The organism is Streptomyces sp. NPDC052043 (assembly GCF_044548235.1).
In the GTDB taxonomy this organism is placed as follows: domain Bacteria; phylum Actinomycetota; class Actinomycetes; order Streptomycetales; family Streptomycetaceae; genus Streptomyces.
Genome location: NZ_JBIUBT010000027.1, coordinates 1 through 26783, shown reverse-complemented (window position 1 = coordinate 26783; position 26783 = coordinate 1). Strand labels below are relative to the sequence as shown.

Here is a 26783-nt window from a genome sequence, read left to right as displayed (position 1 = left end):
CCGCCTTCTCCGCCCCCTCAGCCACAGCCCGAGCCAGCGAATACACCGTCCCCGTCTGGCTGTAATACACAATCGCAACATTCACAGATGCCATGAGAAGTGCCTTTCTTGCGGTGATGCCCGGTGCTGTCGAGCGGGCATGGGTGTTCACCCATGAGGACGACGCAGCCCGGCAAGATGTGAGGCGAACGTCCCACAGAAGCCGGACCCAGGAGACTGACGAGACCGTGACCCACCCGACCGACGCGACCGACCCGTTCGCTTCTTCCGGCACCTCCTTATGGGGGAACGATCCCGAACTGGCCACGATCATGAGCAAGCGGCGCCAGCTGCTCAGCATCGGGTACCGCCTGCTCGGCTCCCTGTCGGAGGCCGAGGACGTGGTCCAGGAGGTGTACACCCGGTGGTACGCGCTGTCCCCGCAGGAGCGCAGCGGCATCGGCTCCCCCGGCGGTTGGCTGACGACCGTCGTCAGCCGTATCTGCCTGGACCTGCTCGGCTCGGCACGGGCCCGGCGCGAGCACTACGTGGGGGCCTGGCTCCCGGAACCGCTGCCGGGAAACGCACGGTGGTTCAGCGGGCGCGGTACCGAGGCCGACGTCCCTGATCTCGCGGACCGGGTCGCCCTCGACGAATCGGTCACCATGGCGTTCCTCGTCGTGCTCGACGCGATGACCCCGGCCGAGCGGGTCGCGTTCGTCCTGCACGACGTCTTCTGCTACCCCTTCGCGGACATCGCCGAGATCGTCGGCCGCTCGCAGGAAGCCTGCCGCCAGTTGGCCTCCTCCGCCCGTCGGCGCGTACGTGCCGCGCGGCCACCAGAGCCCCGGACAACACGTCGCGCCGACGTCGTCAGGGCCTTCAAGCAGGCCTGGCAGGCCCAGGACATCGACGCCCTGCTCGGTGTACTGGCGCCCGAGGCCATGGCCACAGGCGACGGCGGCGGGCACGTCAGGGCCGAGCTCCGCCCGGTCGAAGGAGCCGAGGCGATCGCCCGCTTCTACGTCCACCGGGCGCGTGCGGCAGCCGGGTTGACGATTCTGGAGCGCACGGTGAATGGCTGTCCGGGTCTGGCGGTCCAGGTCGACGGCGTCATTGTGACCGTGCTGTCGTTCGACATCCGGGATGGTCGGATCACCAGGATCTGGGCCGTGCTCAACCCCGACAAGCTCCGTTCCTGGACGACGAGCCGCCCCGCGGCCGACTGACCCGACGCACGCACCGATGTGAACTGGACCGGCTCCGCCTCTCCCGCGGAGCCGCCCGGGACACATCACCCGCCGCGACCTGCGCCTCGGCGACCAGGTGATGGTCTACAAGGCGGGCGACGTCATCCCGCGCGTCGAAGCCCCCGTCGCCCACCTGCGCACCGGCGACGAGACGGAGATCGCCTTCCCGGCCGAGTGCCCGCAGCGCGGCTCCGGCATCGAAACCAGCGAGCAGCGCCGGCGGTGCGAGCGCGGCCGCAACTGCCACCTCGTCGCCGCGGGCCGCGACCAGCTCGACATCGAGGGTCTCGGGCACTCCCGCGTCGTGCAGCTCGTCGAGGCCAGGCCAACCGAATGGAGTGCACGAATGGGAACCAGTATGTGCCCTTACGCGTTGGACGCGTTGGGGCGCGACCAAGCGGGCGAGGCCGAGACGCTGCGCCGGCAAGATGCGGCGGTCCGGGTGACCCTGCCTGGTGGGGTGACTGCCTGGGCGGTCGTGCAGCAGCAGTACATCAAGGAGCTGCTCGTTGATCCGCGGGTGTCGAAAGACGCTCGGCAGCACTGGCCACTGCTCGCGGAAGGCCGGATCAGCGCTGACTGGCCGCTGTTCTTGTGGGTGGCACTGGAGAACATGCTCACCGCGTACGGCGCGCGGCGCGCGAGGCTGCGTCGACTGGTCTCGCGTCGCGCTCCTCGACGAGCTGGGCCAGGTGCCGCCCGGACAGGTGGTGGACCTGCGCGCGAAGTACGCGACAACTACTGCCTGTGCGGGTGATCTGCGGGCTTCTCGGGGTGGGGGAGGAGACCGAGGAGACGCTGGGTGCCGCGATGGACATCGGCTTCAGCTCGTCCGCCACCGCCGAGGAGATGGCCGGGGCGCTGCAACTGCTGCCGGCCGCAGGTCTGGAGACACTGACCACCTTCATAGGCAACGCCATCGCGATGGAAGCGGTCATCGCGTTGCGCTCACTCTTCGGCGATTGCCGCCCATGTCCCTGGCCGTCGCCCCTGACCGGCTCGAGCCCGTCGAGTCCTTCATCGTCAACGGTCACCGCGCGATTCCGGTGCTGCTCAAGTAGCCACACCCGCCGAGAGATCCACGCAGTCCTCGCAGCCCGCGGCCCGAGGACCGTCTCGTCTCCGTCCTCCGTTCGAGTCTGACGACAGTGGGCTTTGAGCGGGCATTGACCGATGTCAGGGACTGTGGCGGCAGGCTGAAGGAGGGGCGATGAGTCGACGCGACGGTGCGCAGGTTCTGATCCGTGTGGAGCGTGGCCACGCCGACGAGGAAGAACTGGCGGCCCTTGCCCTGGTCTTCCTCGCGCTGGGTGAAGGCGCGGAGCCGGACCGGGAGCAGCTCGCCGTGGGCACGTCCTGGTGGCGGCAGGGACACGGCTACTCGGCCCCGGACAGCTGGCGCTGCCCTGCGCCCCTGGCAATCGACGCGACGGTTCACTCAAGAGCGAAGAGGACCACCCCGCGTCTCCAATTTACAAACCGCGCATACGGTTTTATGCTCCGGTAGGGCCCGAGGTCGACTCGGCGGCGCCCTAGGAAGGGACCTGTCATGGTGGCTCCGACTGCCTCTGTTCCGGTCGAGGCTGAACCCACATCCATCGGGGGTCGCATCGCCGAACTCCACGACATCCGTGCCCGGGCTGTGGCCGGTCCGAGTCGGAGGGCGACGGAGGCGCAGCGCGCGAAGGGCAAGCTGACGGCGCGTGAGCGCATTGAGTTGTTGCTGGACGAGGGGTCGTTCAGTGAGGTCGAGCAGTTGCGCCGGCATCGGGCGGTGGGTTTCGGTCTGGAGGCGAAAAGGCCGTACACGGATGGTGTGATCTCGGGTTGGGGCACGGTCGAGGGTCGGACGGTCTTTGTGTACGCGCACGACTTCCGGATCTTTGGTGGTGCGTTGGGTGAGGCCCATGCCGCGAAGATCCACAAGATCATGGACATGGCGATCGTGGCGGGTGCGCCGCTGGTGTCGCTGAACGACGGTGCGGGCGCGCGGATCCAGGAGGGTGTCTCGGCGCTGGCCGGGTATGGCGGGATCTTCCAGCGCAACACGAAGGCGTCGGGTGTGATCCCGCAGATCAGCGTGATGCTGGGTCCGTGTGCGGGTGGTGCGGCCTACAGTCCGGCGCTGACGGACTTCGTGTTCATGGTCCGTGAGACGTCGCAGATGTTCATCACGGGTCCGGACGTGGTGAAGGCGGTGACGGGTGAGGAGATCACGCAGAACGGGCTGGGCGGTGCCGATGTGCACGCCGAGACCTCGGGCGTGTGCCACTTCGCCTACGACGACGAAGAGATCTGCATCGCGGAGGTCCGCTACCTCCTGTCGATGCTCCCGCAGAACAACCGGGAAAGTGCGCCGCGTGTGCGCAGTGAGGACCCGGTGGCCCGCCGGTTGGACGCGCTGGCCGATCTGGTGCCGGTGGACGGCAATCGTCCGTACGACATGGCGAAGGTGATCGAGGAGCTCGTCGACGACGGGGAGTATCTGGAGGTCCACGAGCGCTGGGCGCGCAACATCATCTGTGCCCTGGCCCGCCTGGACGGGCAGGTGGTGGGCATCGTCGCCAATCAGCCGCAGTCGCTGGCGGGTGTCCTGGACATCGAGGCGTCCGAGAAGGCGGCCCGTTTCGTGCAGATGTGTGACGCGTTCAATATCCCGATCGTGACCCTCCTCGACGTTCCGGGTTTTCTTCCCGGCGTCGACCAGGAGCACGGCGGGATCATCCGGCACGGCGCCAAGCTGCTGTACGCGTACTGCAATGCCACCGTGCCGCGGATCTCGCTGATTCTCCGCAAGGCGTACGGGGGTGCCTACATCGTCATGGACTCGCAGTCCATCGGCGCCGACCTCACGTACGCCTGGCCGACGAACGAGATTGCGGTGATGGGTGCCGAGGGTGCCGCCAATGTGATCTTCCGGCGGCAGATCGCCGAGGCCGAGGATCCCGAGGCCATGCGGCAGAAGATGGTCAAGGAGTACAAGTCCGAGCTGATGCACCCCTATTACGCGGCCGAGCGCGGCTTGGTCGATGACGTGATCGACCCTGCCGAGACGCGGGAGGTGCTGATCCGGTCCCTGGCGATGCTGCGCACCAAGCACGCCGACCTGCCGTCCAGGAAGCACGGCAACCCCCCGCAATGAGTGCACAAAGCAGTTAGGTGGTTCAGGAGGCAGCATGGTCGAGCAGGAGCGAGCAGCCCGTACTCGGCGCGCGCTGATTCAAGCCGCGGCCGAAGTGTTCGCTGAGGTGGGCTTCGTTCCTGTGTCGCTCAGTGTCATCCGCAGACGTGCCGGGGTGAGTAACGGTGCGCTCCACTTTCATTTCGCCAACAGGCGGATGCTCGCCGAAGCGGTCGAGGTGGAGGCCGCCGAGGCCGTTCGCCGGTTCACCGGGGAGGCGAAGGCCCGGCAGGGGGACTCCCTGCAGCGTGTGGTGGATGCCACGCACGAGTTGATGGACCTGCTGGCCCGCGATGTCGTGCTGCGCAGCGGCTTCGAACTCGCCGGCGACATCGCCCGCCGCGCGGAGTCGCCTCTGCGCAGGCAGTGGCAGGCCTGGGTCGAGGAGGGTCTGCGCGGGGCGGAGCGCGGTGGCGCTCCGGCCAAGGGGTCTCGTGGGCGGACGGTGCCCACGTCATCGTCGCCGCGACCATGGGTTTCGAGGTGCTCGGTGGGACGGACGCTTCCTGGCCGTCCCGGAGCAATGTCACCCGCTTCTGGGAGTTGCTGCTGCCGCAGCTCGCCGACCGGCGGGATCCGGAGACGCTGGTGAGCGCGGGCTCGCGACAGCTCACGATGGAGCGCTGAGCAATAACAGACCTTTCGGTCAGTTATTGCTCACCTTTTTCGGCGAGGTCGCGTCTTCGCCTCCCTTGAGGCGGCGCACAGGGAAGCTTCAGGAGTGCTCGAACTTGCCTGCAGGGAAGGCGATTCGAGCGCTCTTTGCGGTGAGGATCCCTGGTGCCCGCGCAATAGAAACGGCGCGTGCGGTTTTGTATTGACAGACCGGATGTGCTGTTTTTATTCTTTCCTCAAGCTGGACTGCACCTCTTGACAGCCATGGAAACGCCGGAGCGCACGAGGACATAGGGGAGACCGCGTGAACATCGAGCTACTGGGCACAATGGACGTCAGGGAGAACGGCGTCTCCATCACGCCCACCGCGCCGAAGCCGCGACAGGTGCTCGCCCTGCTCGCGCTCCACGCCGACCAGGTGGTCTCCGTCGCTTCGCTGACCGAGGAGCTGTGGGGCTGTGTGCCGCCGCGCAGCGCCCGCACCACCCTGCAGACCTACGTCCTCCAACTGCGTGAACTCATCTCGGCCGCCCTGGAGCAGGGGCAGCCGGAGGGGGGAGCACGGCGCACGGCCAAGGACGTCCTGGTCACGTTACCGGGCGGCTACCTCCTGGACAGTGCCGACGGCACCAGTGACGTCAAGGTGTTCGAGCGACTGGCCGGGGTCGGATACCGGGCGATCGACGCGGGCGACTTCCAGGGGGCGGTGCGGCAGTTGCGGAAGGCCCTCGACCTGTGGACCGGGCCTCCCTTCGCCGATGTGCAGATCGGCGAGCAACTGCAGATGGAGGCCAAGCGCCTGGACGAGACCCGGTTGTGCGCCCTTGACCAGCGCATCGAGGCGGACCTGAGGCTCGGTCGTCATCGTGACCTGCTCGCTGAACTCACTGTTCTCGTCAACCGTTACCCGACGCACGAGAACCTGCACGGCCAGTACATGCTGGCTCTGCATCGCTCGGGGCGCCGAAGCGAGGCGCTGGCCGCGTATCAGCGAGTGCGTGCGACGCTCGTACGGGAGCTGGGACTTGAGCCGTCCGCGGAGCTGCGGCGGATCCAGCGCCTGATTCTGATGGCCGGACCCGAGGCGGGGCTCGACGCGCCGGCGCCGACGGAGCGTGAGCGCCTGGTGCGGAGCAAGTCGTAAGCGAGCGCGCGCCAGGGGAATCACGAGTCTTCGACGACTGCGATGCGATCGGCTTTCCAGTGCCCGGACCGTGCTCCGGTTGTTCGCTTCGAGGTTTGCTCGAACTCCGCTGAAGGAATCGGCACTTCGGGTGCTGATGTGACTAGCCTGCCGGATCGCCGACGACTTTCCGCCATCTGGAGAGCCCGCGACGAACGGAGGAAGCCATGGAGATTCGGATTCTGGGTCCACTGTCTGCCGCGGTGAACGGCGGGTCGATCGTCCCGACCGCCGGGAAACCCCGACAGGTGCTCGCCCTTCTCGCGCTGTACCCCAGCCGTGTCCTGCCCGTATCCACGCTGATGGAGGAGATCTGGGGGACGGAACTTCCACAGAGCGCCATGACCACGCTGCAGACGTACATCATGCAACTACGCCGTCGACTCGGTACCGCGATGGGACCCGACGCCCCGGGTGAGGCGAAGAACATTCTGGCCACTCGGCACGGCGGCTATCTGCTGCAGATACCGCCGGAATCCGTCGACGTACACGCCTATGAGCGACTGGTCGCCTCTGGGCAGGAGGCCTTTGAGGAGGGCGGGGACGAGAGAGCCGCCGAGTGCTTTCGGCGGGCACTCGCGCTGTGGCAGGGGCCCGCACTGGTGGACGTACGGCTCGGTCCCGTCCTGGAGATCGAGGTCCTGCGTCTTGAGGAATCCAGGCTGGTGACCGTCGAGCGACGGATCGACGCGGATCTGCGGCTCGGCCGGCACGCCGAACTGCTGGCGGAACTGACAGATCTGATTACCCGCCATCCCCAGCACGAGGGCCTGCACGCGCAGGCCATGGTGGCCCTCTACCGGTCCGGCCGGCAGGCCGCTGCCTTAGAGATCTACCGCAGGCTGTGGCGTCGGTTGACGGAGGAGCTCGGGGTGGAGCCCTCTCCGCAGCTCCAGCGACTGCACCAGGCGATTCTCTCGGTCGACCCGGAGCTGGACGTGGTGGCCGGTCCACGGCGCGGATCCACCTTCGACCGCTACGCGGCCTGACGGTCGCACCGCAGGCGGGCGGTTGGGGCAGGGCGGCTCCGGACGGCCGACCGGTCCCGAAATGCCACCGGGCCCCATCCGCCCACCCGCAGGATCGGTCACGGTCTGCCGTGGGGCCGTTCTCGAGCGGGAATCGAGACCGCTCGGCGATTCTCGAACCCCGCCCCTCCTCGCCTGCCCAGGGGCGGTGTGAGAGGGAGGACGGTATGTCGGACGAACAGCCCGTGCGGCTTCACTGCTTTGCGCACTCCGGAGAGTACGGCTCTGCTTTCGATCACTGGGAGCAGAACGTCGGACCCGGTGTCACGCCGATTCCTGTCCTTCTGCCGGGCTACGGGGCACGGCGGTCCGAGCCGCGGGTGACCACCCATGAGGCCCTGCTGGCCGAGGTGCTGCCTCTGTTCACCGGGCCGGACACCGGCCCGTTCGCCCTGTACGGGCACGGTCTTGGTGCGCTGGCGGCCTTCTTCGTGACCCGCTCGCTGCATGAGGCGGGGCTGCCGGGTCCCGCGTTCCTCGCCGTCGGCGCCTGCCCCCCGCCCGATGTGCCCTGCGAGTTGCCCGACGCGCGGGGCACTACGGATTCAGAGCTGCTGGCCCTGCTCGACAGCAAGGGTGCGGTGCCGCCGCAGAGCGACGAGGGAGTCCTGCGCCGGGCGATGCTCCCCATGCTCCGCGCGGAGCTGGAGCTCGCCCACGACCTTCAGGAAGCAGCCTGCCGGCCCTCGACGGCCGGTCCGCTCACCACTCCGCTGCTGGTCGTCTCCTCCCAGTGCAACCCGCTGGCGCCACCTGAGATCGCCGACGGCTGGGGGCGATGGACGACGGGGCCCGCTCGGCTGCGGACGGTTCCGGGCCGGCACTTCTTCGTCCGCGGTCGTGAACTGCCGCGACTCGTGGGGCGGGCCTGCCGAGTTGCTGGCCGACTTGTTCAGGAGCCCTTTCCCGTCGGCTGAACCCGTGCCTGAATGTGCTCGGTCCCCGGCAGTTCTCCATTCCCGGAGAATATCTCGCCGAGATCTTCCGGAATCATTCTTGTGTATCACTCAGACGCCGCTTTACACCCACTTGGGGAAACGGGCGTCGGGGGCAATCTGCCACTACCGTGCCCAGCTCCACCCACGTGCACGCGGGCAGACCAGCGCAGGAAGGAGAGAAGGGGGTCCCGGCTGCGCAGCGGACCGTACCCCTGGACCAACATGACTGCTCAACGCCCCTCGTACACGCCCATGTCCGTGGTCGTGCAACCTGGCTCGCCACCGAACGCCACCCCGTGGAACCTCGAACTGCACGGATCGCTCGACCCCGGCGCGCTGGACGATCTCCTGGGCGTGCTGACCACCGGTGCTCCGGATCGGCTGCCGTACGGCACCGGCTCCTGCGCCACGGCCCCGACCATCACACCCTGCGTATCTCGGCTGCGGACAGCGTGCCCGGTGCCCTGGTCTGCGGCAGAACCGCCGACCTGCTCACCGAACCGCCCACCACCCGCCGCCCGCTCGTCCCCGCCCCGTACACGGCCCTCGCCCTCCGCCACCTGCTCCAGGACATGTTGGGGGAGCCGGCCGACGCGCACGCCGCCCCGGCTCCGACCGTCTTCCGGGCCACGCCCCAACAGCCGTCGCTGTACACGGGCGGGGACGCCGGACCCGGCACCGGCCGCCACGTCGAGCAACTCGTGTGGCTCTGGCGCGGCCCGCTCGACACCACGCGTTTCACGACGGCCTGGCAGTCGGTCTTCGACTGCGAAAACCGTGCTGCGCACGGAGTCGCCTCCACCCGGGGTTTCTGGGCGCGCAGCGCACCGCCTGACGGCGCGGCGTCCAGGCCGGGCCGGAACTCCGCCGGGACCACAGGGATGACCGGCATCGGCCACGCCCGGCTCGCCGACACGGCCCGGCTCGCACCGTGGGCCAGGCATCTGGGGCACCGCCGAGAGCAGCGTGCTGCAGGCTGTCTGGGCGATGCCGATCTGTCGGGCCTCCGGCGAGACCGGGCCGGTCCCGGTCCGCTTCTCGGTGACCGTGCCGGGGTGTGGCGTACCGCTTGACGGCGTGGCCGGGATGCCGGGGCCGCTGCGCAATCCGTTGCCGGTGTCGGTCGACGTGGACCCGGCGCCACGGTGACCCGCCTCCTGCGCCAACTGCGCGACCGCCCGCACGGGTGCCCTGGTGCTCACCGGGGTGCACGACCGGGCTCTGCTTGGCGAAGACGCTGCGGCCGAGCTGCTGGCGCAAAGTGCGCTGCTCCTGACTGAACTTCCCTTGTCCGCAGGTGAGTTCACCACGGTGGGGGAGGCCCTGCAATTACTGGGGGGCAGTGCCGTTCCGCGCATGGCCGAGATCTCCGGGGCCGGCCGGACCGCTCCGCAGCTCACGCTGCGCCCGGTTGTGCTCGGTGCCGGCCGGCCGCTGCCCGGGCGCTTCGCAGAGCTGCCGGAACGGAGGGCTGACCCTTCGACCGATTCGCGAGTGGATCTTGCCAGTCTGTGCGGACAGATGGCTCGAAGGGGTGGACATGAGACGGTTGTCGCGTGGTGTCAGGATGCTGGCGGCCTGCTGGCTGCGTTCACTGTGGCGGTCCCTGGTCGCTTCGGGGGCGGTCTACGGCGGGGTCCCGGCGCACCAGCTGCTGGACCCGCCCGCGACGGGCCGGGGCCTGCTGCCGGAGCTCGCCGGTCCTCCGCCGGCCCACCCGGAGCGACTGCGTACCGACCTGCCGCTGTCCGTGCAGGAGCGGCGGCTGGACCGCGAACTGCGGGCGACGTACGACATCGAACGGCCGTCACTCGGCGGCAGTTGAGCCGTTCACCACTCGACCAGTGCAAAACTGGCGGCCATCCCGCCGCCGAAGCCCGCCAGGAGGATCAACTCGCCCGGGCGGAACGCGCCCTGACGGGCGGCCGCGTCCAGTGTGATCGGGATGGAGGCGGCCCCCGTGTTGCCGTAGTGCGTCAAGGTCCGGTGAGTGGTGGCACGGGGCAGGGCCAGGTCCTCGACGACGGTGTCGAGCATGACACCGTTGGCCTGGTGCGGAATGAAGTGGCTGACGTCCTCGGGCCCGACGCCCGCCTCGTGCAGGAATCCCTTGGCCAGCTGAGGCAGTTGCTCCACGACAAAGCGGCGCACCTCCCGTCCGTCCATCGCGAAGTACTGCAGTCCGGCATCGAGTCCGGATCGGTCGACGGGCAGTCGGCTGCCGCCCGCCGGCACCTGGATCAGCCCCGAGAGCTCGCCGAACGTGTGCAGCGCGACATGCCGGACACGCGGGCCCCGGCCGGTCGTACCGAGCACGATGGCGCCCGCGCCGTCCCCGAACAGGACCACTGTCCTGCGGTCGGCGGGATTCAGGATGCGCGAGTACACGTCGGCGCCGATGATCAGCGCATGCCCGCCGCGGTGCTCGAGGACGCCGCCGACGGCGGAGAGCGCGAACACCGTTCCGGAGCAGACCGCGTTGACGTCGAAGGCCGCGGTGCCGGGGGCGCCCAGATGGTGTTGTACATAGGCCGCCGTGGGCGGTTGGGGCCGGTCCGGCGTGGACGTGGCGACGGCGATCACCGACAGCTGCTCGGCGGTGATGCCCGCCGACTTCAGCGCGGCCCGAGCCGCCTCGGTGGCCAGATCCGACGTGGCCTGACCGGGGGCGGCCCAGCGCCGCTCCCGGATGGCGGTCTTGCGAGTGATCCAGGCGTCGTCGACCCCCGCCGGCGCACCGACTTCATCATTGGAGACGATCCGCTCCGGTACATAGGCACCCGTACCGAGCACCCTGACGTCGGTCATGCGGTTGCCCTCCCCTCAGGTGGTGTGGAATTCGCTGGGCGACAGGCCCGCCGGTCGCGGCGCCGACGGCCCTCGTACGTGGGCAGCCCAGGACGGCTGCCCACGTGGTCACGCTCCCGAACGCGGCCTAGCGCTTCTCGTAGATGCGCTTGTGGCCGCTGAGCCCGGCGAACCGGAAGGGACCGGAGGTCTGCGACGGCGTGGAGTGATCGCCGCCGTCGGCCGGGAGCGACCGCTCGTGCAGGTCGCGGTAGCCGGCGTAATCGACCGGTCGCCGGCGGGCGATCTCCTCCAGGTTCGCCTTGGTGCGCAGGTGGTCCCGGTAACCGGCGACCACGGTCCCGGCGAAGAACTCGGCCACGCTGCCGGAGCCGTAGCTGAGGAAGCCGATGGGGCGGCCGGTCAGGTCGTCCGCCTGGTCGAGCAGCGCGGCGAGGCCGAGATACACCGATGCGGTGTAGCTGTTCCCGATGACGGTGTTGTAGGCGGTGGTCTGCCCGACAGCGCGGGCGATGTCGTCCTTGTCGGCGTCGTGTCCGCAGTAGTCCACCAGGTGGCGGTGCGCCTTGTAGGCCATCTTCGTGAACGGCTGGTGATAGCAGAACGCGGCGAACTCGCCGAGCGGGTAGCCCCCTTGCTCCGTGTAGTCCTTCCAGACGCCCTCGACCGCCTGGAGATACGCGTTGATCGACTCCTGTCCGTCGACCAGCGCGGCGTCGCGGTAGTTCGGCCGCCAGAAGTCCATGACGTCGGCGGTGAACAGGCCGGACGTGTCCCCGATCCGCACGAGAGCGGGATCGACCCCGACCAGCATGGCCACCGAGGCGGCACCCTGTGTCGCCTCGCCGGGGCTGTCCAGCTCGTACTTGGAGACATCGCTCGCGATCACCAGGACCTGCTGCGCGGGATCCCGCCGGACCAGTCCGATGGCGAACTGCAGGGCCGCGGTCGCGCCGTAGCAGGCCTGCTTCAGTTCGACGACGCGGGTGGCCGACGGCAGTCCGAGCAGTGAATGGACGTACACCCCGGCCGACTTCGCCTGGTCGATCGACGACTCCGTCGCCAGCACGACCGTCCGTATCAAGTCGGTGCCGTGCCGGGCGATGATGGGCGCGGCCGCCGCCGCGCCCATCGTCACGATGTCCTCGTCGGCGGCGGGAACGCTCATCGACTCCTGGCCGATGCCCACGTGGTACTTGCCGATCGCGGTGCCGTTGTGCGCGGCGAGCGCGGTGTGCGGCAGGACGAACTCGGCTGTCGCGAACGACAGATCGTGGATTCCGATGGAGATGGACATACCCTATGCACCAACCTTTGCGGTCGTGTTGTCGCGTTCCAACTGGACGTGCGCACGCATGAGTTCACCCGGGTTCGTCTGGGCGGCGAGCAGTGAGAGTTCACCGCACAGCACCGTCGCTGCCGCGATGACGGCGAGTCGGCGTGCGTTCTCCCCGGGTTCGCGGTCGGCCCTGCAACCGAGCCGGGTCAGATTGGTCTCCACGAACCCGAGGCGCTTGCCGTTGCCCACCGTGCCCACGATCAGGTTCGGCAACGTGCAGGCGAAGTAGAGGTCGCCGTCCCGGTCCTCGGCCATCGTGACGCCCTGGGATCCCTCGACGATGTTGGCCGCGTCCTGGCCCGTCGCCAGGTAGAACCCGAGCAGCATGTTCGCGAAGTGGGCGTTCGCCGAGCGGATGCCGCCGGCGAGCAGGGTTCCGAGCAGATTCTTGCGGAGATTGAGCTGGGCCAGCTTGGCCGCCGAGGTGTGCAGGACTCCGGAGACCGCGTCACGCGGTACGAGCAGCTCCGTGACCACGTTCTTGCCGCGTCCGAGGATGCCGTTGACTGCGGTGGCCTTCTTGTCCGTGCAGTAGTTTCCCGAGATCGATCCGTAGGAGATGCCCGGGACCGTCCGGAGCAGGTGCTCGAGGAGCGTGTCGGAGGCGAGCGTCGCCATGTTGTGCCCCGACGCGTCGCCGGTGCTGAACTCGAAGCGGATGAACAGCAGATTCGCCGTGATCTCGTGCCGGATGCCGATCAGTTCGGCGAACCGGCTGCAGCCGCGCACCACGGCGCGCAGCTCGTCGATCCGCGCCTCGATGGTCCGGGCGGCCGTGTGGGCGGTCCCGGCATCCGTCGCCTCGACGAGCACGGACCGTGTCATCCGCTCGTCGACGAGCGTGGCGACGATGCCCTGCTCGGCCAGCATGGAGACCTTCGCCCCGCGGCCCACGGAGGGCCACAGCGGGGACTCGTAGGTGGCGAGCGGTACCTGCGTCTCGGTGGCGGCGACGTTGCCCGAGATACGCAGGGGCCCCACCCACCTCATCGGGACCCCGGCTATCGCATGTGCATCAGTCATCGTGTGCTTCCCGTCATCTCGTGAAGGGCGCCGACGGAGCCGGAACGCTGGGCGAGCCGACGCGTGTCGATGCCCCGGTCGGCGCAGAAGGAACGGAGGGTGCCGTGGATCAGCAGGTCACAGCGGGTGAGGTCGGCGGGGGTGTGCGCGCCGAGCATGGTCTGCAGGGCCGCCAGCTGGTCCAGCCACGTGGAGATCTGCGCGACCAGTGCCGGTACCCCGCCGTCGAGCAGAGTGCGCAGGAAGCACCCGGACACTCCGACCGCGCGGGCGCCGAGTGCGAGCGCCCGGGCGACGTCGAGCGGGTCGCGCACGCCGCCGGACGCGAGCACGGGGATGCCGACGTCCTGCGCGTCCAGCAGACACGCGGCGGTGGACTGACCCCATCCATGCAGGAACGCGTAGTCCTCCAGCGCCCGCCGGCCGTTCTCTATGCGGGCGAAGTCCGTGCCGCCCCGGCCACTGAGATCCGCCACCCGCACACCCAGGTTCTGCAGCGTCAGAACGGTCTGCCGGCTCAGTCCGTTGCCGACCTCCTTGACGATCACCGGGACGTGGACGGCCGCGGCGATCGCCTCGATCTGCGGGACCCAGGAGGCGAACGAGCGGTCGCCCTCGGGCATGGGCGTCTCCTGCACCGTGTTGATGTGGATCTGCAGGGCGTCGGCCCGCAGCAGATCGATGGCGCGCCGCGCGTTGTCCACCGACGCCGTCGCGTTGACGTTCGCCATGACGAACCCGTCGGGGTTCTCCTGGCGCAGGACACGGAACGTGTCGGCGCACGACGGGTCCTTGAAGTAGGTGTTCATGGAGCCCGACGCGATGGCCACCCCGGTCTCCCGGGCTGCGGTGGCCAGATCCCGGTTGATGGCACCGGTCTTGGCGCTGCCGCCGGTCATCGCATTGATGTAGAGGGGCACCGGCCAGGTGATGCCGGCGAAGGTCGTCGCCAGGGACACGTCCGACCGGTCGAGGCCGGCCAGGGCATGGTGGACGAATGCCACCTCGTCGAACTCGTTGTGCCCACTGTGCGCACGCTGCTGTTCCATGGCGAGCCGGACGTGATCGTCCTTGCGCTGAGCGCTCATTGCTTGATCCCTTCCGGGGCGGGGTGAACGGACAGGGGCAGCACCCCGGCCGCGTCCCACCGCTGCCTGAGGCAGGCGATGTTCTGCTGTGCGCCGGCGTCCAGCAGAGCGATGCCGCAGTCGCCGCCCCCTGCTCCCGAGGGCTTGGCCGCGCCGCCGACGGACTCGGCGGCGTCGCACAACGCCGTCAGTTCGGGTGTGAAGATGCCGAGACCGGCCTCCGCGTCCAGGCGGGCCAACTCCCCGCGTGCCCGCCGGATCTGGCGCAGCAGGCCGGGATCGTCGCCGGACTCGAGTGCGTCGATCGCGGCGTGCACGAAGTCGGTGGTGGCCGCCACGAACCTGTGGTGCGAGGCGCTGCCCCGCCAGGTCCGCCGGTGCAGATCGGAGACGAGTGCGGTCGTGGAGGCGGGATTCCCGGTCCAGCCGACTTCCAGGCACAGGTCGGCCGGCGGCGGGAGCCGGCGTGTCGCGCAACCCGGCCACGGGGCGCGCAGTGCCCCTTCGACGCCTTCGTGCTCGGCCAGGTCGAGCACGAAGGCCCGGTCGGGCGCCCGGTACGCGATCCAGCCGCCGTAGGTGCTGGCAGCCAGATCGCCGCCGGAGCCCTTGGGATCGATGCGGGCCGTGGCGAGCACGGCCAGGCGGAACCGGCTGTCGTGCGACAACTCCAGGCCGCAGTACGCCGAGACGGCCGCGATGGTCGCCACGGTCACCGCACCACTCGACCCCAGGCCGAACTTCCTGCCGTCCTCGTGCAGCCGGCTGCTCACCGAGACGGCCAACGCCGGTAGGGGCAGGCCGCGTTCGGTCAGCAGCCGGCCCACGGTCTCGATCGCCGACACGACGTGCGGCCACCGGCCTCGCGTGCTGCGCCCCTCGTCCGTGCCGTGCACGGCGAGCCGACCGTCGCGCCACTGTCGGCGTACCGCGTGTGGATCCAGGTCGGAGGAGATGACGACACCGGCGTCGCGGGATCCGGACACGGTGACCGTGACACCGCGGTCGACCGACACCAGGATCGCCGGACAACCGGGCTCCACCACCGCGTACTCGCCGACGACGAACAACTTGCCCGGCGCATGCCGGACCACCGTGCGCCGCTGGGGCGTCATCCGTCCTCATTCAGGAGACGGGCGCCAGGCCCCGGCCGGGCCACGTGCACCGCAGTACCCGGAGCAGCCGCACATACGGCCGCGGCCACCTGGTCCGCGTCGGTGCGGTGGCACAGCACCTTGACGTTGGGCCCGGCGTCCATGGTCGCGTAGGCCGACACCCCCTCCCGCCTGAGCTGCAGCACGCTGTCGAGCACGGTGAGCGTGGCCGCGGACAGGTAGCGCACCGCGGGGCGCGCCGCGAGCATCGTCGCGTGCATACCGAGCGCGTTGCGCTCGGCGATCTCGCCCACGGCTTCGAGGTCGCCGCGCCGCAGAGCCGTCCGCATCTCGGCCAGGTCGGCTGTGCTCGACGCGGCCCACGGCCGGTACAGCGGCGAGGTGTCGACCGTGCTGCGCATGGCCGCACGGCTGGAAACGGTCTTGGGCCCCGCGTCGACCACCGCGATGACCAGAGTCGGGTCGAGTCCCGCAGAGGGCACGGGTTCGGCGTACGAGCCGAGGTCGGCGTCCTCGTCCGTACCCGTGGTCCGGCCGGCGTGCCACACCACGAAGTCACCGTGGACCGACCGAGATGCGGATCCGGATCCGCGCCGGGCCAGGCGGGACAGCCCGGTGGCGTCGAGATCCAGACCGTAGGCGGTGGCCGCCGCGACGGCGAGGGCGGCGAACCCGCTGGCGGAGGACGCCAGGCCCGCGCCGGTGGGGACGGTGTTCTCCGTGTCCACCACGGCTCGTCGGGAGAGCCCGGCCCGCTCGCGCACGAGGTCGAGGAACGCGACGACGCGGCGCCGCGCCTCGCCCGTCGCGGGGGCGCCGTTGAGCGTCACTTCGTCCTGCTCGGCCTCGGCATCGAGCCGGACGCTCGTCGTCGTGGGGAAGATGTCCAGGGTCATCGACAGGCTGTCGGTCCAGGGCAGGAACAGCCGCTCGTCCCGCTTGCCCCAGTACTTGATCAGCGCGATGTTCGGGTGTGCGACGGCGGTGGCACGTCCTTGCGGCGTCCGCGGTCGGACCGTCGTGGCCGCTTTCTCCTCACGCATGGCCACGGTGCTCCTTCGCCGAGACGACCCATGTCCGCACGGCGCCGGCCGCGCGCAGGTTCCGTTCGACGTCCTCGGCACGGTCCGGTGGGCTCAGTGCGAGCACACAGCCGCCCAGGCCGCCCCCGGTGATCTTGGCTCCGGGACTGCCCGCGGCGAGTGCCGCCTCGACCAGCGCGTCCATCCGGTCGGTGCTGAGGCCGACCGTGCGCAGCAGAGAGTGGTAGTCGGAGAGCCGCGCGCCGGCCGTCGCGGGTCTTCCGTCCGTCAGCGCCTGCCCGGCCTCCCGGACCAGTTGGGACGCGTGGAGCACGAACCTCTCCTGCGCGCCGGCATGACGCTGGAACCCCGCGCGCAACAGAGCAACCGCTTCCTTGGTACTGCCGGCCGCGCCGCTGTCCGCGATGATGAACAAGTGGTCACCGCGAATGCTCAGCGGCGCGGTTCTGCCCGCCTGGAAGAGCAGGGGAGCGGACGCGCCCACGGTCGCGGCATCGACGCCGCTGGCCCGGCCGTGCGTTCGGTTCTCGGCGGTCTGCACCAGGTCGAACACCGCGCTCTCGGTCAGCTCGCGGCCGAAGAGGTCGGCGAGCGCGAGGACGATGGCGCGCGAGTTCGCCGCGCTGGAGCCGAGGCCCCGGCCGGGAGGGATCGCGCTGTCCAGGCTCACGTCGAGGTGGGGACCGTCGTGCGCGCCCACCCGCACCCGGAACGCGTCGACGAGCTGCCGCACGCTTTCGGCGGCCTGTGCCACGACCGCTGGGGGTGCGGAACCGGTCATCGTGAACGACAGGCCGGCGTCGGCGGCCGCGGTGTGCGAGGACCATCCGGCCCGCGCCGTGACCTTGAGCTGCGGCATGGGCAGAGCGAGCGCCGGGGCCCCGTACACGACTGCGTGCTCCCCGAGCAGGACGGCCTTCGCGTGGGCGTGGCCGACGCCGACGGAGCCGGCCGGGTGCTTTCCCGGTACCCCTTCCACTGAGGCCGGTAAAGTCAACGTACTCAGCTCCCCTTGTTTTTTCTGCATCGGGATCGCAATCGTCAATGAGGAGTGCTCCTGAACCGGGCGCACTCCTGCGGAGATTCCGTCTATTTATGCGGCGACAATCGACAAGTCGGCTCGATCGCCTGTGAGATGCTTGCGCGAAGCGTGTCTGAAGAACTCGGAATCGACGCCGTGGGCTTCTCGGAACTCAATCCGCTGCCGTTCAGATGCCTTTGGGCAGGGGAGATGCGGCTCGATAGTGATAGTCGGTCCCGCCCGCGCCAAGAGCGCTTCGAAGCGACCTGGGTCACATCTGGCGTTGGAGGGCGATCTCCGTGAGTTCTTCGATGTCGAAGTGCGAACGGCATCCGGGTGCGCCGTAGCGAGTGATCTTCCCGCGGCTCACCCACTTTCGGATGGTCGCCTCCGTGACGCCCACGGCGAGGGCGGCCACATTCGTCGGAACGAGTCGGTGACGTGGTGGTTTGATCATGCGCTGACGCCCTTTCGTTGCCGCTCCAAGAGCTGCCTCAGAGTTAGCCATTCGTGCATCTTCCAGGAATGTCCGGCCGAGCATCCTATGCTGGTGTCGCTCGCCTTCTCGCCGCTGATCGGGGAAACGTTGATCGTTCCGGTGCAGTTGTCCACGACGCATTGCCTGATCAGGGCTTTCATTGGATTGGGGCCGGGGTCGATGATGTGCCGCAGTCCGCCGGCGAGACGTTCCATCGCATCCGCGAACTCTGTGGCCCGAGGCTGCGCGGTGAGCCACTTCAGATGCCCTGCCAGAAACCGCGTCAGGTGCGGAACCGTCCGTACAGGTACGGGAATTCCGAGCTCTTTTGAAACATTTGCTGCCCACGCCTCCAGCATGGCGAGCGTATGATGCCGAGTGTCGATCACGCTGGTGTCGACGAAGTCATGCCTGCGGCTTCCGGACACCTTCGTCGGGTTCGTTCTCCTAGTGCTCGACGACACGTTGTTCAGGGACTCCTGGTGGAGTTCCGGAAGGGCGCGAAGGTGATACTCGACCTGTCTGTTGCAGTCGATGCACAGGGCTGATCCGGCAGCAGTACGGATTTCCTTGGGATGGCTTCTCTGGCACGAGTGAACCTGCATTGAATCTCCTAGTGGCAGTCAATTCAGATCCACAGAGCGTGAATTCCGATTCCTGCTCGGGTCTCAGCCGGTGAGACGCTCCTTGAGGCCAGTCGGAGCGTCTGAGCAGAACGTAATGACGAGCGCTAGAGTCCCTCTCAAGCCCTGTTCGGGCCTGATTCTCCAGCCGATTTCCAGGCGGAACCGAGCTCTGGTTGAGCGCCTGCGCCCACGGTGGCGGCGGAAGGAGGCGCTGTGGATGGAACGCACGGAGGCGAACGCTCGGTTGGCGTCGCACTCACCACAGGTCCGCCGAAGACGGCGGCCGTTCAGTTGTCCGCGAGTGACCCGGCCCCACGTCTGGAGGTGTGCCTCGTGGGCGCCGGGCCCCGGGGCCTTTCCGTACTGGAACGGCTCTGTGCGCAGGAGCGGAAGTCGCCCCGCTGGCATGCCATCACGGTGCATGTCGTCGACCCGGACCCGCCTGGATCGGGAAAGGTGTGGCGCCCCGCGCAGTCCCGGCACCTGCTGATGAACACGGTCGCTTCCCAGGTCACCGTCTTCACCGATGCAAGCGTCCGCATCGAGGGACCGTTGGTGGAGGGACCGAGCCTGTACCAGTGGGCCAAGGCGATGGAATCGGGCGCGCTCGAAGCCGGCCCGGGAGCCGCCCACGACGAGGAGACCCGCGCCGAGGCGCGGCGCCTGGGCCCCGACGCCTATCCCACCCGCGCGTTGTACGGCTCCTATCTCACCTGGGTGTTCCACCAGGTCGTCCGGAACGCCCCCGCACATGTGACGGTGCGCACCCACTCGGTGCGGGCCGTCGCCCTGGAGGATGCGGCCGCGGACGAAGGGGGCGCGCAGGTCCTGGTCACGGAGGACGGAAACCGGCTGTCCGGCCTGTCCGCAGTCGTCCTCGCCCAAGGCCATGTGCCGGCCCGGCTCTCGCGGACGGAGGAGGAGTTGACGGCCTTCGCCGTCCGGAGCGGGCTGACCTACCTGCCGCCCGCCAATCCGGCCGACGTGGACCTGTCGGGCATCGAGCCCGGGCAGCACGTCCTGCTCCGCGGGCTGGGACTCAACTTCTTCGACTACCTGGCGCTGTTCACGCATGGCCGGGGCGGCGCCTTCAGCCGCGTCGACGGCCGTCTCGTCTACCACCCCTCGGGACGCGAGCCGCGCCTGCACGCGGGGTCCCGGCGCGGTGTGCCCTACCAGGCGCGCGGGGAGAACCAGAAAGGCGCCCACGACCGCTACGCGCCGCGGCTCCTCACCGCCGGCTTCATCGCGGATCTGCGTGCCCGGTCCCCGCACCGCGGGGCCATCGAGTTCGCCGCCGACCTGTGGCCGCTCATCTCCAAGGAGGTGTGCAGTGCGTACTACGCGGCCCTGCTGACAGCACGCGGCCAACACCCCGTCGCCGTGACGAAGTTCATGGAGCGGTATCTGGACGCCGAGCCAGGCGGGGCGGAGGAGCGGCTCCTCGACGAGAGCGGGATCACCACGGCCGAGCGCTGGGACTGGGAGCACGTCGCCCGCCCCTACGGCACCGCCGTTCTGCGCGACCGGGCCGCGTTCCGCCGGTGGCTGCGCGGTCACCTCGACGACGACGTCCGCCTGGCCCGTCAGGGCAACGTCAGCGGACCTGTCAAGGCCGCCCTCGACGTCCTGCGCGACCTGCGCAACGAGTTGCGGCTCGCCGTGGACCACGGGGGCCTGACCGCCGCGTCGCACCGTGACGACCTTGACCGCTGGTACACACCGCTCAACGCCTATCTGTCCATCGGCCCCCCGGTATCCCGCATCGAGGAGATGATCGCGCTCATCGAGGCGGGCGTCCTCGACGTGACCGGACCCGGCCTGCGCGTGACTGCGGACCCGCACGATCCGCTCGGCCCCAGCTTCACCGGTACGTCGAGCGAGATACCGGACGTGCGCGTGCGGGCCACGGCGCTCATCGAAGCCCGGCTGCCCGAGATCGACCTGCGCCGCACGGCGGACCCGTTGATGAACCAGCTGCTGCGCACCGGGCAGTGTGCTCCGTACCGCATCCCCGGAGAGGAAGGCTCGTACTACGAGACCGGTGGACTCTCCGTGTCCGTGCGCCCCTTCCATGTGATCGATGCCGGGGGCGCCCCGCACCCGCGGCGCTTCGCCTACGGGGTGCCCACCGAGTCCGTCCACTGGGTGACCGCGGCAGGCATCAGGCCCGGAGTCGGCTCCGTCACCCTGGAGGACTCCGACGCCATCGCGGCGGCCGTCCTCGCTCTGCCCGAACTCACCGCCGTGCCCACGCAGTCGGCCACCTGCCGGACGGAGCGTGCCACGCCCTCCGTGCTCGCGGCCCCGAGCACAAAGGCAGACGTATGACTTCCGGAGCCGGACCCTCATGGACCAAGGCCCTTCCCGCCCATCTGGACGCCGGGCTGCTGTCACCGGTGAGAGCGGGCACTCCCGCCGAAGCCGCTGTGGGCGACGCCGCCTGGCTGCAGGCGATGCTCGACGCGGAGGCGGCACTGGTCCGGGCGCAGGCCCGTTGCGGCACGGTGCCCGTTCAGGCCGCTGAGGTCATCACGGCCGCGGCGCGCGCCGAGCTGCTGGACGTGCGGGAGTTTGCGCTCGCCGCGCGGGAGACGGCGAACCCGGTCGTGGGCCTGGTCAAGGCGCTGACCGCGGTCGTCGCCGAGCACGATCCCCGGGCCGCGGAGTATGTGCACCGCGGCTCGACCAGCCAGGACGTCTTCGACACCGCCGCCATGCTGGTGGCGGCGCGGACACTGCGCCTGATCGTCGCGGATCTGCGCGAAGTGGCCGCGTCGCTGGCCGGTCTCGCCGCCGCGCACCGGGACACGGTGATGGCCGGACGCACCCTTGGCCTGCACGCCGTACCCACGACATTCGGCCTCAAAGCGGCCGGGTGGCGCAGCTTGGTCCTGGACGCGGCCGAGCGCCTCGAACGGCTCGGCCACGGCGGGCTGCCGGTGGCGCTGGGCGGCGCCGCCGGCACCCTGGCCGGCTATGTGGAGTACGCGGGCGACGACACCGGCCCCGCTGTCGTCCTGGACGAACTGGGCGCCGCCTTCGCGGCCGAGACCGGCCTGACCGCCCCCGTGCTGCCCTGGCACGCCCTGCGCACGCCGGTCGCCGACCTGGCGGCGGCGCTCGCCCACACGACCGGCGCCCTCGGCAAGGTCGCGGCGGATGTCCTGGTGCTTGCCCGCACCGAGGTCGCCGAGGTGGCCGAGCCCGCGGTGGCCGGCCGCGGCGCGTCGTCGGCGATGCCGCACAAGCGCAACCCGGTGCTGGCAACCCTGATCCGATCGGCCGCTCTCCAAGTACCCGCCCAGGCCTCGGTGCTGAGCCAGTGCCTGACCGCCGAGGACGAGCGCTCGGCCGGGGTGTGGCACGCCGAGTGGCAGCCGCTGCGCGAATGCCTGCGGCTCACGGGCGGGGCCGCGCACACGGCCGTCGAGCTCGCGCGGGGACTGGTTGTCCACCCGGACCGAATGCGCGCCAACCTCGGCGCGACCGGCGGGCAGTTGGTCTCCGAGCGGGTCGGCGCCATACTGGCTCCGCACCTCGGGAAGGCGGCCGCCAAGGAACTGCTCACCGAGGCCTCGCTGCTCGCATCCGCCTCAGATCGGCCGCTGGCCGACGTACTGGCCGAACTCCCACCGCTCGACGGTGTGCTGAGCCGCGACGAGGCAGCAGCTCTGCTCGACCCGGCCGGGTACACCGGCGCCGCGGGTGCGCTGGTCGACCGCGCGCTGGCCGATCCGCCCCCCGGTGGTCAAGGACCGGTCGCGCCCCGACCGGGTTCCGCCTCGAGCGCGGTTGCCGCACCTCACCGTGCGTCATAACGTTCCGCAGGCTCCGGGTCGTCGGCCGATAGTGCGGCACCGGCTCAGCCGATGGCTGTACGAACGGGTTGCGAAGCCGGTGCCCGCGCCGCCGAGCGGCGCGCGCGGGACCAAGGACTGCACTGCCCCGGCGGCACGGCGTAGCGGGCCGGGCCAGGCAGGGCGGGATGGGTGAGCAGGGGACGGCCGCCCATCCCGCCGTCGTTCGCGAGGCCCGGTGCGGTGAGCCGACCGTCTTCGCCTCCGGTCTGACGGGCGTCATCGACCTCGACCTGGTGGCTCTGGCGTGCGCCACCGACAGCACGCCGAGCGTGCCGAACACCGGTGCCCTGTACCGGATCGACAAGCGCACCGGTGTCGTCGCAGATCGACACGGGCGGCCCGCTGAACCTGCCCACGGGGCTGGACGCCGGCCCGAACGGTGACATCTACGTCACGAACAACACCCTCACCAATGACGGCGAGCTCCTGAAGTTCCCGGCGTCCTGACCCGGTTCACCCGCATCCGGTGGACGCCCGTCGAGCGTGACGCGGGCGTCCACCGGCGCGAGCGCGACCGAACGGCAGCGGTCAAGTCCGTGTCGAGTCCCTATCGAGACTCGTGCAGGACATTGGTCGCTGTCGCCGCGTCGGCCCTGGCCCTCTGGCGGGCGTCATTCAAGAGGACGTTGAAATGGACACAAGGAGGATGAATGTCCGAGACCGCCGCGTCGGCAGATCTCTACTCGGCCATCGAGGCATCGGCCGGGCTGCTGGATGTGCCCTGCTCGCGTGAGAAGGTCTGGCCCGTCCTGAATGCGTACGAGGACGCGCTCGCGAGCGCCGTGATCGCCTTCAGAGTCGGCACCGGTGAGCGATACACAGGAGATCTCGACTGGCGCTTTTCGGTTCCCCAGCACGTGGATCCCTATGCCGTCGCCCTGGCGAAGGGCCTCACCGAGGCTACGGACCACCCCGTCGGCACGCTGCTCGCGGACATCAACGAGCGCTGCCCGATCGACAGTTACGGCATCGACTTCGGAGTCGTCGGCGGTTTCAAGAAGATATACGCCTTCTTCGCTCCGGACGGCATGCAGCGGCTGTCCACACTCATCGACATCCCATCCATGCCGATCAGCCTGGCCGAGAATTTCGACTTCTTCGCCCGATACGGTCTGGACGCCGACAAGGTGAACGTGTTCGGCATCGACTACCGGCACCGGACGGTGAATCTGTACTTCGGTGGTCTTCCTGCTCAGTGCCTCGAACCGGAGACCATCACGGCGATGCTGCGCGACATCGGTTTCCCGGAACCGAGCGAGCAGATGCTCAAGCTCGGCGGGCAGGCATTCGGCATCTACACCACTCTGGGCTGGGACTCCCCGGAGATCGAAAGGTTCTGCTTCTCCGTGATGACGCCGGACTCGGTGTCGCTGCCCGTTCCCATCGAGCCCAAGATCGAGAAGTTCCTGGACGGCGTTCCGCATGACTCCGCGGACGGGAGGTTCATCTACTACGCCGCCATGTCCGCGACCGGCGAGGAGAACTTCAAGGTCCAGTCGTACTACCAGTGGCAGTCCCGGATGCAGGGGCAGATGCTGCTGTCCGACTCCGACGAGCAGCAGGGGAAGCGGGACTCGTGACCGCCGTACACATCGAGGCCGAGGCGGACAGCAGCGCCTTCGACACCGCGCTTCAACACTTCTTCGCGCACCGCCGGTCCGAGGCCGGCGAGATCGGTGCGAGCTACGCGGACGCGGTCGCCGAGCTGGAGGGGTACGTGCTGCGTGGCGGCAAACGCGTGCGGCCGACTTTCGCGCTGCTCGGCTGGCTCGGCGCCGTTGGTGACGAGGCCGGCCCGACGCCCGACGCGGTGCTGCGCACCTGCGCCGCGCTCGAACTGCTGCACGCGTCGGCGCTGATCCACGACGACGTGATCGACGCGGCACCGACCCGGCGCGGATTCCCCGCCGCGCATGTGCTCTTCGCCGACCAGCACCGGGCCAGGGGCTGGTCCGGCGACGCGGAGCTGTTCGGCACTGGCACCGCGATTCTGGTTGGGGATCTGGCCCAGGCCTGGGCCGATGACATGATCCGTACCTCCGGGCTCACGCCTGCCGCGCAGACACGCGTCGGCCCGGTGTGGTCCGCCCTGCGAACCGAGGTTCTGTCCGGTCAACTCCTCGATCTGACGGCCGAGGCCAGTGGCGACGAGGACATTGACACGGCGCTGCGCGTCGACCGGTACAAGACCGCCTCGTACACGGTGGAACGCCCGTTGCACATCGGTGCTGCGATCGCCGGGGCGGACGCCGACCTGGTCGCGGCATATCGCGCGTTCGGCGTCGACATAGGGATCGCGTTCCAGCTGCGCGACGACTTGCTGGGCGTGTTCGGAGACCCGGAGGTGACGGGCAAGCCCTCGGGCGGCGACCTGTGCCAGGGCAAGCGAACGGTGCTGCTGGCCGAGGCCCTGCGCGCCGCGGACGAGCGTGATGCGCACTCGGCGGCGTTCCTGAGGACGAGGATCGGCACGGACATCACCGACGGTGATCTCGCCGCGATGCGCGCCATCATCACCGACACCGGCGCGGTGCAGCGCACCGAGCGGGACATCGCGCGCCGCACCGACCGTGCCGTCGCGGCGCTGGAGCAGAGCCGCGTGACCGACCACGCGAAGAAGCGGCTCATCGAGATGGCCATCGCCGCGACGCAGCGCACCTGGTGATCCGCAGGTCCCGTGCCCGGGGCCTGCGGCGCCGTCCGGCAGAAACAGACGACCTCCCCCGCGATCGATCGCGGGGGAGGTCGTCTGTTTCTGCCGGACAGGGGAGCGCGCGCAGTGGGGTCAGCGGATCCGCCGACGGTTCCACGTGGTCATCAGCATGGGCATCGCCGATGCGCCCCGGCCCGACTCGACCGGGATGTCCCGTCAGCCGTTCAGCGTGACGGGGAGGCTGGCCAGGCCGCGGGTGAGAAGGCCGGGCCGCCACTGCATGGCGTCGGGCGAGACGTCCAGGCTTGCCTTGGGGAAGCGGGTGAGGAAGTCCCCGATGGCGATCTGGGCCTCGATGCGGGCCAGGGGCGCGCCCATGCAGAAGTGGATGCCGTGGCCGAACGCGAGGTGCGGGTTGTGCTCACGGTTCATCCGGAATTCCGAGCTGTCCGTGCCGAACACCTCGCCGTCGAGATTTGCGGCGCGCAGGGACATCATGACCAGGTCGCCGGCGGCCATGTCGGCGCCGAAGAGGTCCATCTCGCAGGTGGCGGTGCGCAACGATGCCGCCGTGACGGGGCTCTCGTAGCGCAGGATCTCCTCGATGGTCGTCGCGAGCTCCTGCGGGTTCTCCCGGATACGGTCGGCACGCGCCGGGTCGTTCAGGAGCATGTAGATGCCATTGCCGATCAGGTTCGTCGAGGTCTCGTGCCCGGCGATGATCAGCAGGAAGGCGGTCGAGAGCAGCTCGTCCTCGCTGAGCCGGTCGGACTCGTCGCGGGCCGCGATCAGAGCCGACAGCAGCGCGTCATCCGGCTCCGACCGGCGCAGTTCGATCAGGTCGCGCAGGTGGTCCACGAAGTCGGTGATCTCCTTGGCCGGGAAGACCGGAGCACCGATGCCGGCGGCGAACGCGTCCGCCCAGTGCCGGTAGTTGTCACGGTCCTCGACCGGAACCCCGAGCAGTTCGCAGACCACCTGGACGGGCAGCGGTGCCGCGTACTGGGAGATGAGGTCGACCGTCCCGCCCTCGGCAGCGAGCCCGTCCAGCAGTTCACCGGTGAACTGCTGGACCCCGGGCCGCAGCCCTTCGATCCGGCGGGGGACGAACACCTTGTTCACCAGCTTGCGCAACCGTGTGTGGTCGGGCGGGTCGATGCGCAGCATCGAGGTGTTCATCGCGGACCGCACATGCGGGAGCAGCGCGCCCTGATCGAACCAGTCGGCCTGGTCCTGGTTGGACAGCCGCGGATCGTTCAACGCCTGACGGACCTCGGCATGCCGAGTGACCAGCCACACAGGCACACCGTTGGGCAGTTTCACACGTCTGATCGGCCCGGCCTCGTGCAACGCCGTGTGCACGTCCTGCGGCGAGCCGGTGAGCTCAAAAACAGCTTGGGAATCGCTCATCAGTTCCTTCTTGTCAAGTGCGGACGGGACCGCGCCGTAGGATCAGTAGTTGGTGCGGCCTGCTTTGAGGGCTGTTGCTGTTTCGGTGACGCGGCGGCCCTGGTGGGCGGCGGCCTGGAGGGTGGTCTCGCTGGGTGCGCCC

Annotated in this window: 23 protein-coding genes and 1 pseudogene; 15 read left to right on the top strand and 9 right to left on the bottom strand. The window is 69.4% G+C overall.

What is annotated here, in order from left to right; translation table 11 throughout:
- Window positions 1-311 precede the first annotated feature (311 nt).
- The 10 genes and pseudogenes from sigJ to ACIHCX_RS37640 all read left to right on the top strand — a co-directional run bounded on the left by sigJ (window position 312) and on the right by ACIHCX_RS37640 (window position 9999).
- Window positions 312-1208 carry an RNA polymerase sigma factor SigJ gene (gene sigJ / locus ACIHCX_RS37685; RefSeq protein WP_400037859.1) on the top strand — a complete coding sequence of 299 codons (897 nt, stop codon included), beginning with the start codon at window positions 312-314 and terminating at the stop codon, window positions 1206-1208.
- Window positions 1209-1263: 55 nt separating this feature from the next.
- Window positions 1264-1551: pseudogene (locus ACIHCX_RS37680) on the top strand (NAD-dependent DNA ligase LigA); the annotation flags it as partial.
- An 888-nt stretch (window positions 1552-2439) separates the two neighbouring features.
- Complete coding sequence (locus tag ACIHCX_RS37675) at window positions 2440-2736, top strand: acyl-CoA carboxylase epsilon subunit (protein WP_400037855.1); 297 nt, start codon at window positions 2440-2442, stop codon at window positions 2734-2736.
- A 42-nt stretch (window positions 2737-2778) separates the two neighbouring features.
- The gene (locus ACIHCX_RS37670; RefSeq protein ID WP_400037852.1) at window positions 2779-4371 is read left to right on the top strand and encodes an acyl-CoA carboxylase subunit beta; all 1593 of its coding nucleotides are present in this window, start codon (window positions 2779-2781) and stop codon (window positions 4369-4371) included.
- Window positions 4372-4405: 34 nt separating this feature from the next.
- On the top strand, window positions 4406-5002 hold the full coding sequence (locus tag ACIHCX_RS37665) for a TetR family transcriptional regulator (protein ID WP_400037850.1): 597 nt from the start codon (window positions 4406-4408) through the stop codon (window positions 5000-5002).
- Window positions 5003-5329: 327 nt separating this feature from the next.
- Complete coding sequence (locus ACIHCX_RS37660; protein WP_400037848.1) at window positions 5330-6169, top strand: BTAD domain-containing putative transcriptional regulator; 840 nt, start codon at window positions 5330-5332, stop codon at window positions 6167-6169.
- A gap of 206 nt (window positions 6170-6375) precedes the next feature.
- Window positions 6376-7197, top strand: a complete 822-nt coding sequence (locus tag ACIHCX_RS37655; protein WP_400037846.1) for a BTAD domain-containing putative transcriptional regulator — start codon at window positions 6376-6378, stop codon at window positions 7195-7197.
- A gap of 206 nt (window positions 7198-7403) precedes the next feature.
- Window positions 7404-8153, top strand: coding sequence for a thioesterase II family protein (locus ACIHCX_RS37650; protein ID WP_400037844.1), 750 nt, complete (start codon window positions 7404-7406; stop codon window positions 8151-8153).
- 473 nt (window positions 8154-8626) lie between these two features.
- Window positions 8627-9247: a hypothetical protein gene (locus tag ACIHCX_RS37645; RefSeq protein WP_400037842.1), complete on the top strand. Its 621-nt coding sequence runs from the start codon at window positions 8627-8629 to the stop codon at window positions 9245-9247.
- A 467-nt stretch (window positions 9248-9714) separates the two neighbouring features.
- On the top strand, window positions 9715-9999 hold the full coding sequence (locus tag ACIHCX_RS37640; protein WP_400037840.1) for a DUF6059 family protein: 285 nt from the start codon (window positions 9715-9717) through the stop codon (window positions 9997-9999).
- 5 nt (window positions 10000-10004) lie between these two features.
- Here ACIHCX_RS37640 and ACIHCX_RS37635 read toward each other — a convergent pair whose 3' ends face one another.
- The 8 genes from ACIHCX_RS37635 to ACIHCX_RS37600 form a co-directional block, all read right to left on the bottom strand.
- Window positions 10005-10982, bottom strand: a complete 978-nt coding sequence (locus tag ACIHCX_RS37635; protein WP_400037838.1) for a 3-oxoacyl-ACP synthase III family protein — start codon at window positions 10980-10982, stop codon at window positions 10005-10007.
- A 127-nt stretch (window positions 10983-11109) separates the two neighbouring features.
- On the bottom strand, window positions 11110-12279 hold the full coding sequence (locus ACIHCX_RS37630; protein WP_400037836.1) for a hydroxymethylglutaryl-CoA synthase: 1170 nt from the start codon (window positions 12277-12279) through the stop codon (window positions 11110-11112).
- Window positions 12280-12282: 3 nt separating this feature from the next.
- Window positions 12283-13344, bottom strand: coding sequence for a hydroxymethylglutaryl-CoA reductase (locus ACIHCX_RS37625; protein ID WP_400037834.1), 1062 nt, complete (start codon window positions 13342-13344; stop codon window positions 12283-12285).
- Window positions 13341-14432 (bottom strand): type 2 isopentenyl-diphosphate Delta-isomerase, encoded by a 1092-nt coding sequence (fni, locus tag ACIHCX_RS37620; RefSeq protein WP_400037832.1) that lies wholly within the window; start codon window positions 14430-14432, stop codon window positions 13341-13343. The genes ACIHCX_RS37625 and fni overlap by 4 nt, the downstream gene beginning before the upstream one ends.
- Entirely contained in the window at window positions 14429-15547 is a 1119-nt protein-coding gene (locus ACIHCX_RS37615; RefSeq protein ID WP_400037830.1) for a phosphomevalonate kinase, read from the bottom strand. Before ACIHCX_RS37615 ends, fni begins: the two co-directional genes overlap by 4 nt.
- The gene (mvaD, locus tag ACIHCX_RS37610; RefSeq protein WP_400037827.1) at window positions 15544-16590 is read right to left on the bottom strand and encodes a diphosphomevalonate decarboxylase; all 1047 of its coding nucleotides are present in this window, start codon (window positions 16588-16590) and stop codon (window positions 15544-15546) included. The genes ACIHCX_RS37615 and mvaD overlap by 4 nt, the downstream gene beginning before the upstream one ends.
- Window positions 16583-17569, bottom strand: coding sequence for a mevalonate kinase (gene mvk / locus ACIHCX_RS37605; protein ID WP_400037825.1), 987 nt, complete (start codon window positions 17567-17569; stop codon window positions 16583-16585). Before mvk ends, mvaD begins: the two co-directional genes overlap by 8 nt.
- Before the next feature lie 495 nt (window positions 17570-18064).
- A complete protein-coding gene (locus ACIHCX_RS37600) occupies window positions 18065-18694 on the bottom strand; it encodes a hypothetical protein (RefSeq protein ID WP_400037823.1) in 630 nt (209 codons plus the stop codon).
- A gap of 345 nt (window positions 18695-19039) precedes the next feature.
- On the opposite strand from ACIHCX_RS37600, the gene ACIHCX_RS37595 reads away from it, so the two are divergent.
- From ACIHCX_RS37595 to ACIHCX_RS37575, 5 genes are all read left to right on the top strand, one after another.
- Window positions 19040-21046, top strand: a complete 2007-nt coding sequence (locus ACIHCX_RS37595) for an FAD/NAD(P)-binding protein (RefSeq protein WP_400037857.1) — start codon at window positions 19040-19042, stop codon at window positions 21044-21046.
- Window positions 21043-22536: a 3-carboxy-cis,cis-muconate cycloisomerase gene (gene pcaB / locus ACIHCX_RS37590; RefSeq protein WP_400037821.1), complete on the top strand. Its 1494-nt coding sequence runs from the start codon at window positions 21043-21045 to the stop codon at window positions 22534-22536. Before ACIHCX_RS37595 ends, pcaB begins: the two co-directional genes overlap by 4 nt.
- 354 nt (window positions 22537-22890) lie before the next feature.
- The gene (locus ACIHCX_RS37585) at window positions 22891-23025 is read left to right on the top strand and encodes a hypothetical protein (protein ID WP_400037819.1); all 135 of its coding nucleotides are present in this window, start codon (window positions 22891-22893) and stop codon (window positions 23023-23025) included.
- 203 nt (window positions 23026-23228) lie between these two features.
- Window positions 23229-24158 carry an aromatic prenyltransferase gene (locus ACIHCX_RS37580; RefSeq protein WP_400037817.1) on the top strand — a complete coding sequence of 310 codons (930 nt, stop codon included), beginning with the start codon at window positions 23229-23231 and terminating at the stop codon, window positions 24156-24158.
- Window positions 24155-25243, top strand: coding sequence for a polyprenyl synthetase family protein (locus ACIHCX_RS37575; RefSeq protein WP_400037815.1), 1089 nt, complete (start codon window positions 24155-24157; stop codon window positions 25241-25243). Before ACIHCX_RS37580 ends, ACIHCX_RS37575 begins: the two co-directional genes overlap by 4 nt.
- 204 nt (window positions 25244-25447) lie before the next feature.
- Here ACIHCX_RS37575 and ACIHCX_RS37570 read toward each other — a convergent pair whose 3' ends face one another.
- On the bottom strand, window positions 25448-26641 hold the full coding sequence (locus ACIHCX_RS37570; RefSeq protein WP_400037813.1) for a cytochrome P450: 1194 nt from the start codon (window positions 26639-26641) through the stop codon (window positions 25448-25450).
- Between the last annotated feature and the right edge of the window lie 142 nt (window positions 26642-26783).

Bases quoted from the DNA above. Each gene is read 5' to 3' on its own strand.
- ACIHCX_RS37600 (WP_400037823.1), bottom strand. From the start codon at position 18,694: ATGCAGGTTCACTCGTGCCAGAGAAGCCATCCCAAGGAAATCCGTACT.
- ACIHCX_RS37615 (WP_400037830.1), bottom strand. From the start codon at position 15,547: ATGACGCCCCAGCGGCGCACGGTGGTCCGGCATGCGCCGGGCAAGTTG.
- ACIHCX_RS37640 (WP_400037840.1), top strand. From the start codon at position 9,715: ATGAGACGGTTGTCGCGTGGTGTCAGGATGCTGGCGGCCTGCTGGCTG.
- ACIHCX_RS37665 (WP_400037850.1), top strand. From the start codon at position 4,406: ATGGTCGAGCAGGAGCGAGCAGCCCGTACTCGGCGCGCGCTGATTCAA.
- ACIHCX_RS37675 (WP_400037855.1), top strand. From the start codon at position 2,440: ATGAGTCGACGCGACGGTGCGCAGGTTCTGATCCGTGTGGAGCGTGGC.
- ACIHCX_RS37635 (WP_400037838.1), bottom strand. From the start codon at position 10,982: ATGACCGACGTCAGGGTGCTCGGTACGGGTGCCTATGTACCGGAGCGG.
- ACIHCX_RS37655 (WP_400037846.1), top strand. From the start codon at position 6,376: ATGGAGATTCGGATTCTGGGTCCACTGTCTGCCGCGGTGAACGGCGGG.
- pcaB (WP_400037821.1), top strand. From the start codon at position 21,043: ATGACTTCCGGAGCCGGACCCTCATGGACCAAGGCCCTTCCCGCCCAT.
- sigJ (WP_400037859.1), top strand. From the start codon at position 312: ATGAGCAAGCGGCGCCAGCTGCTCAGCATCGGGTACCGCCTGCTCGGC.
- ACIHCX_RS37570 (WP_400037813.1), bottom strand. From the start codon at position 26,641: ATGAGCGATTCCCAAGCTGTTTTTGAGCTCACCGGCTCGCCGCAGGAC.
- ACIHCX_RS37625 (WP_400037834.1), bottom strand. From the start codon at position 13,344: ATGACTGATGCACATGCGATAGCCGGGGTCCCGATGAGGTGGGTGGGG.
- fni (WP_400037832.1), bottom strand. From the start codon at position 14,432: ATGAGCGCTCAGCGCAAGGACGATCACGTCCGGCTCGCCATGGAACAG.
- ACIHCX_RS37630 (WP_400037836.1), bottom strand. From the start codon at position 12,279: ATGTCCATCTCCATCGGAATCCACGATCTGTCGTTCGCGACAGCCGAG.
- ACIHCX_RS37650 (WP_400037844.1), top strand. From the start codon at position 7,404: ATGTCGGACGAACAGCCCGTGCGGCTTCACTGCTTTGCGCACTCCGGA.
- ACIHCX_RS37580 (WP_400037817.1), top strand. From the start codon at position 23,229: ATGTCCGAGACCGCCGCGTCGGCAGATCTCTACTCGGCCATCGAGGCA.
- ACIHCX_RS37670 (WP_400037852.1), top strand. From the start codon at position 2,779: ATGGTGGCTCCGACTGCCTCTGTTCCGGTCGAGGCTGAACCCACATCC.
- mvaD (WP_400037827.1), bottom strand. From the start codon at position 16,590: ATGCGTGAGGAGAAAGCGGCCACGACGGTCCGACCGCGGACGCCGCAA.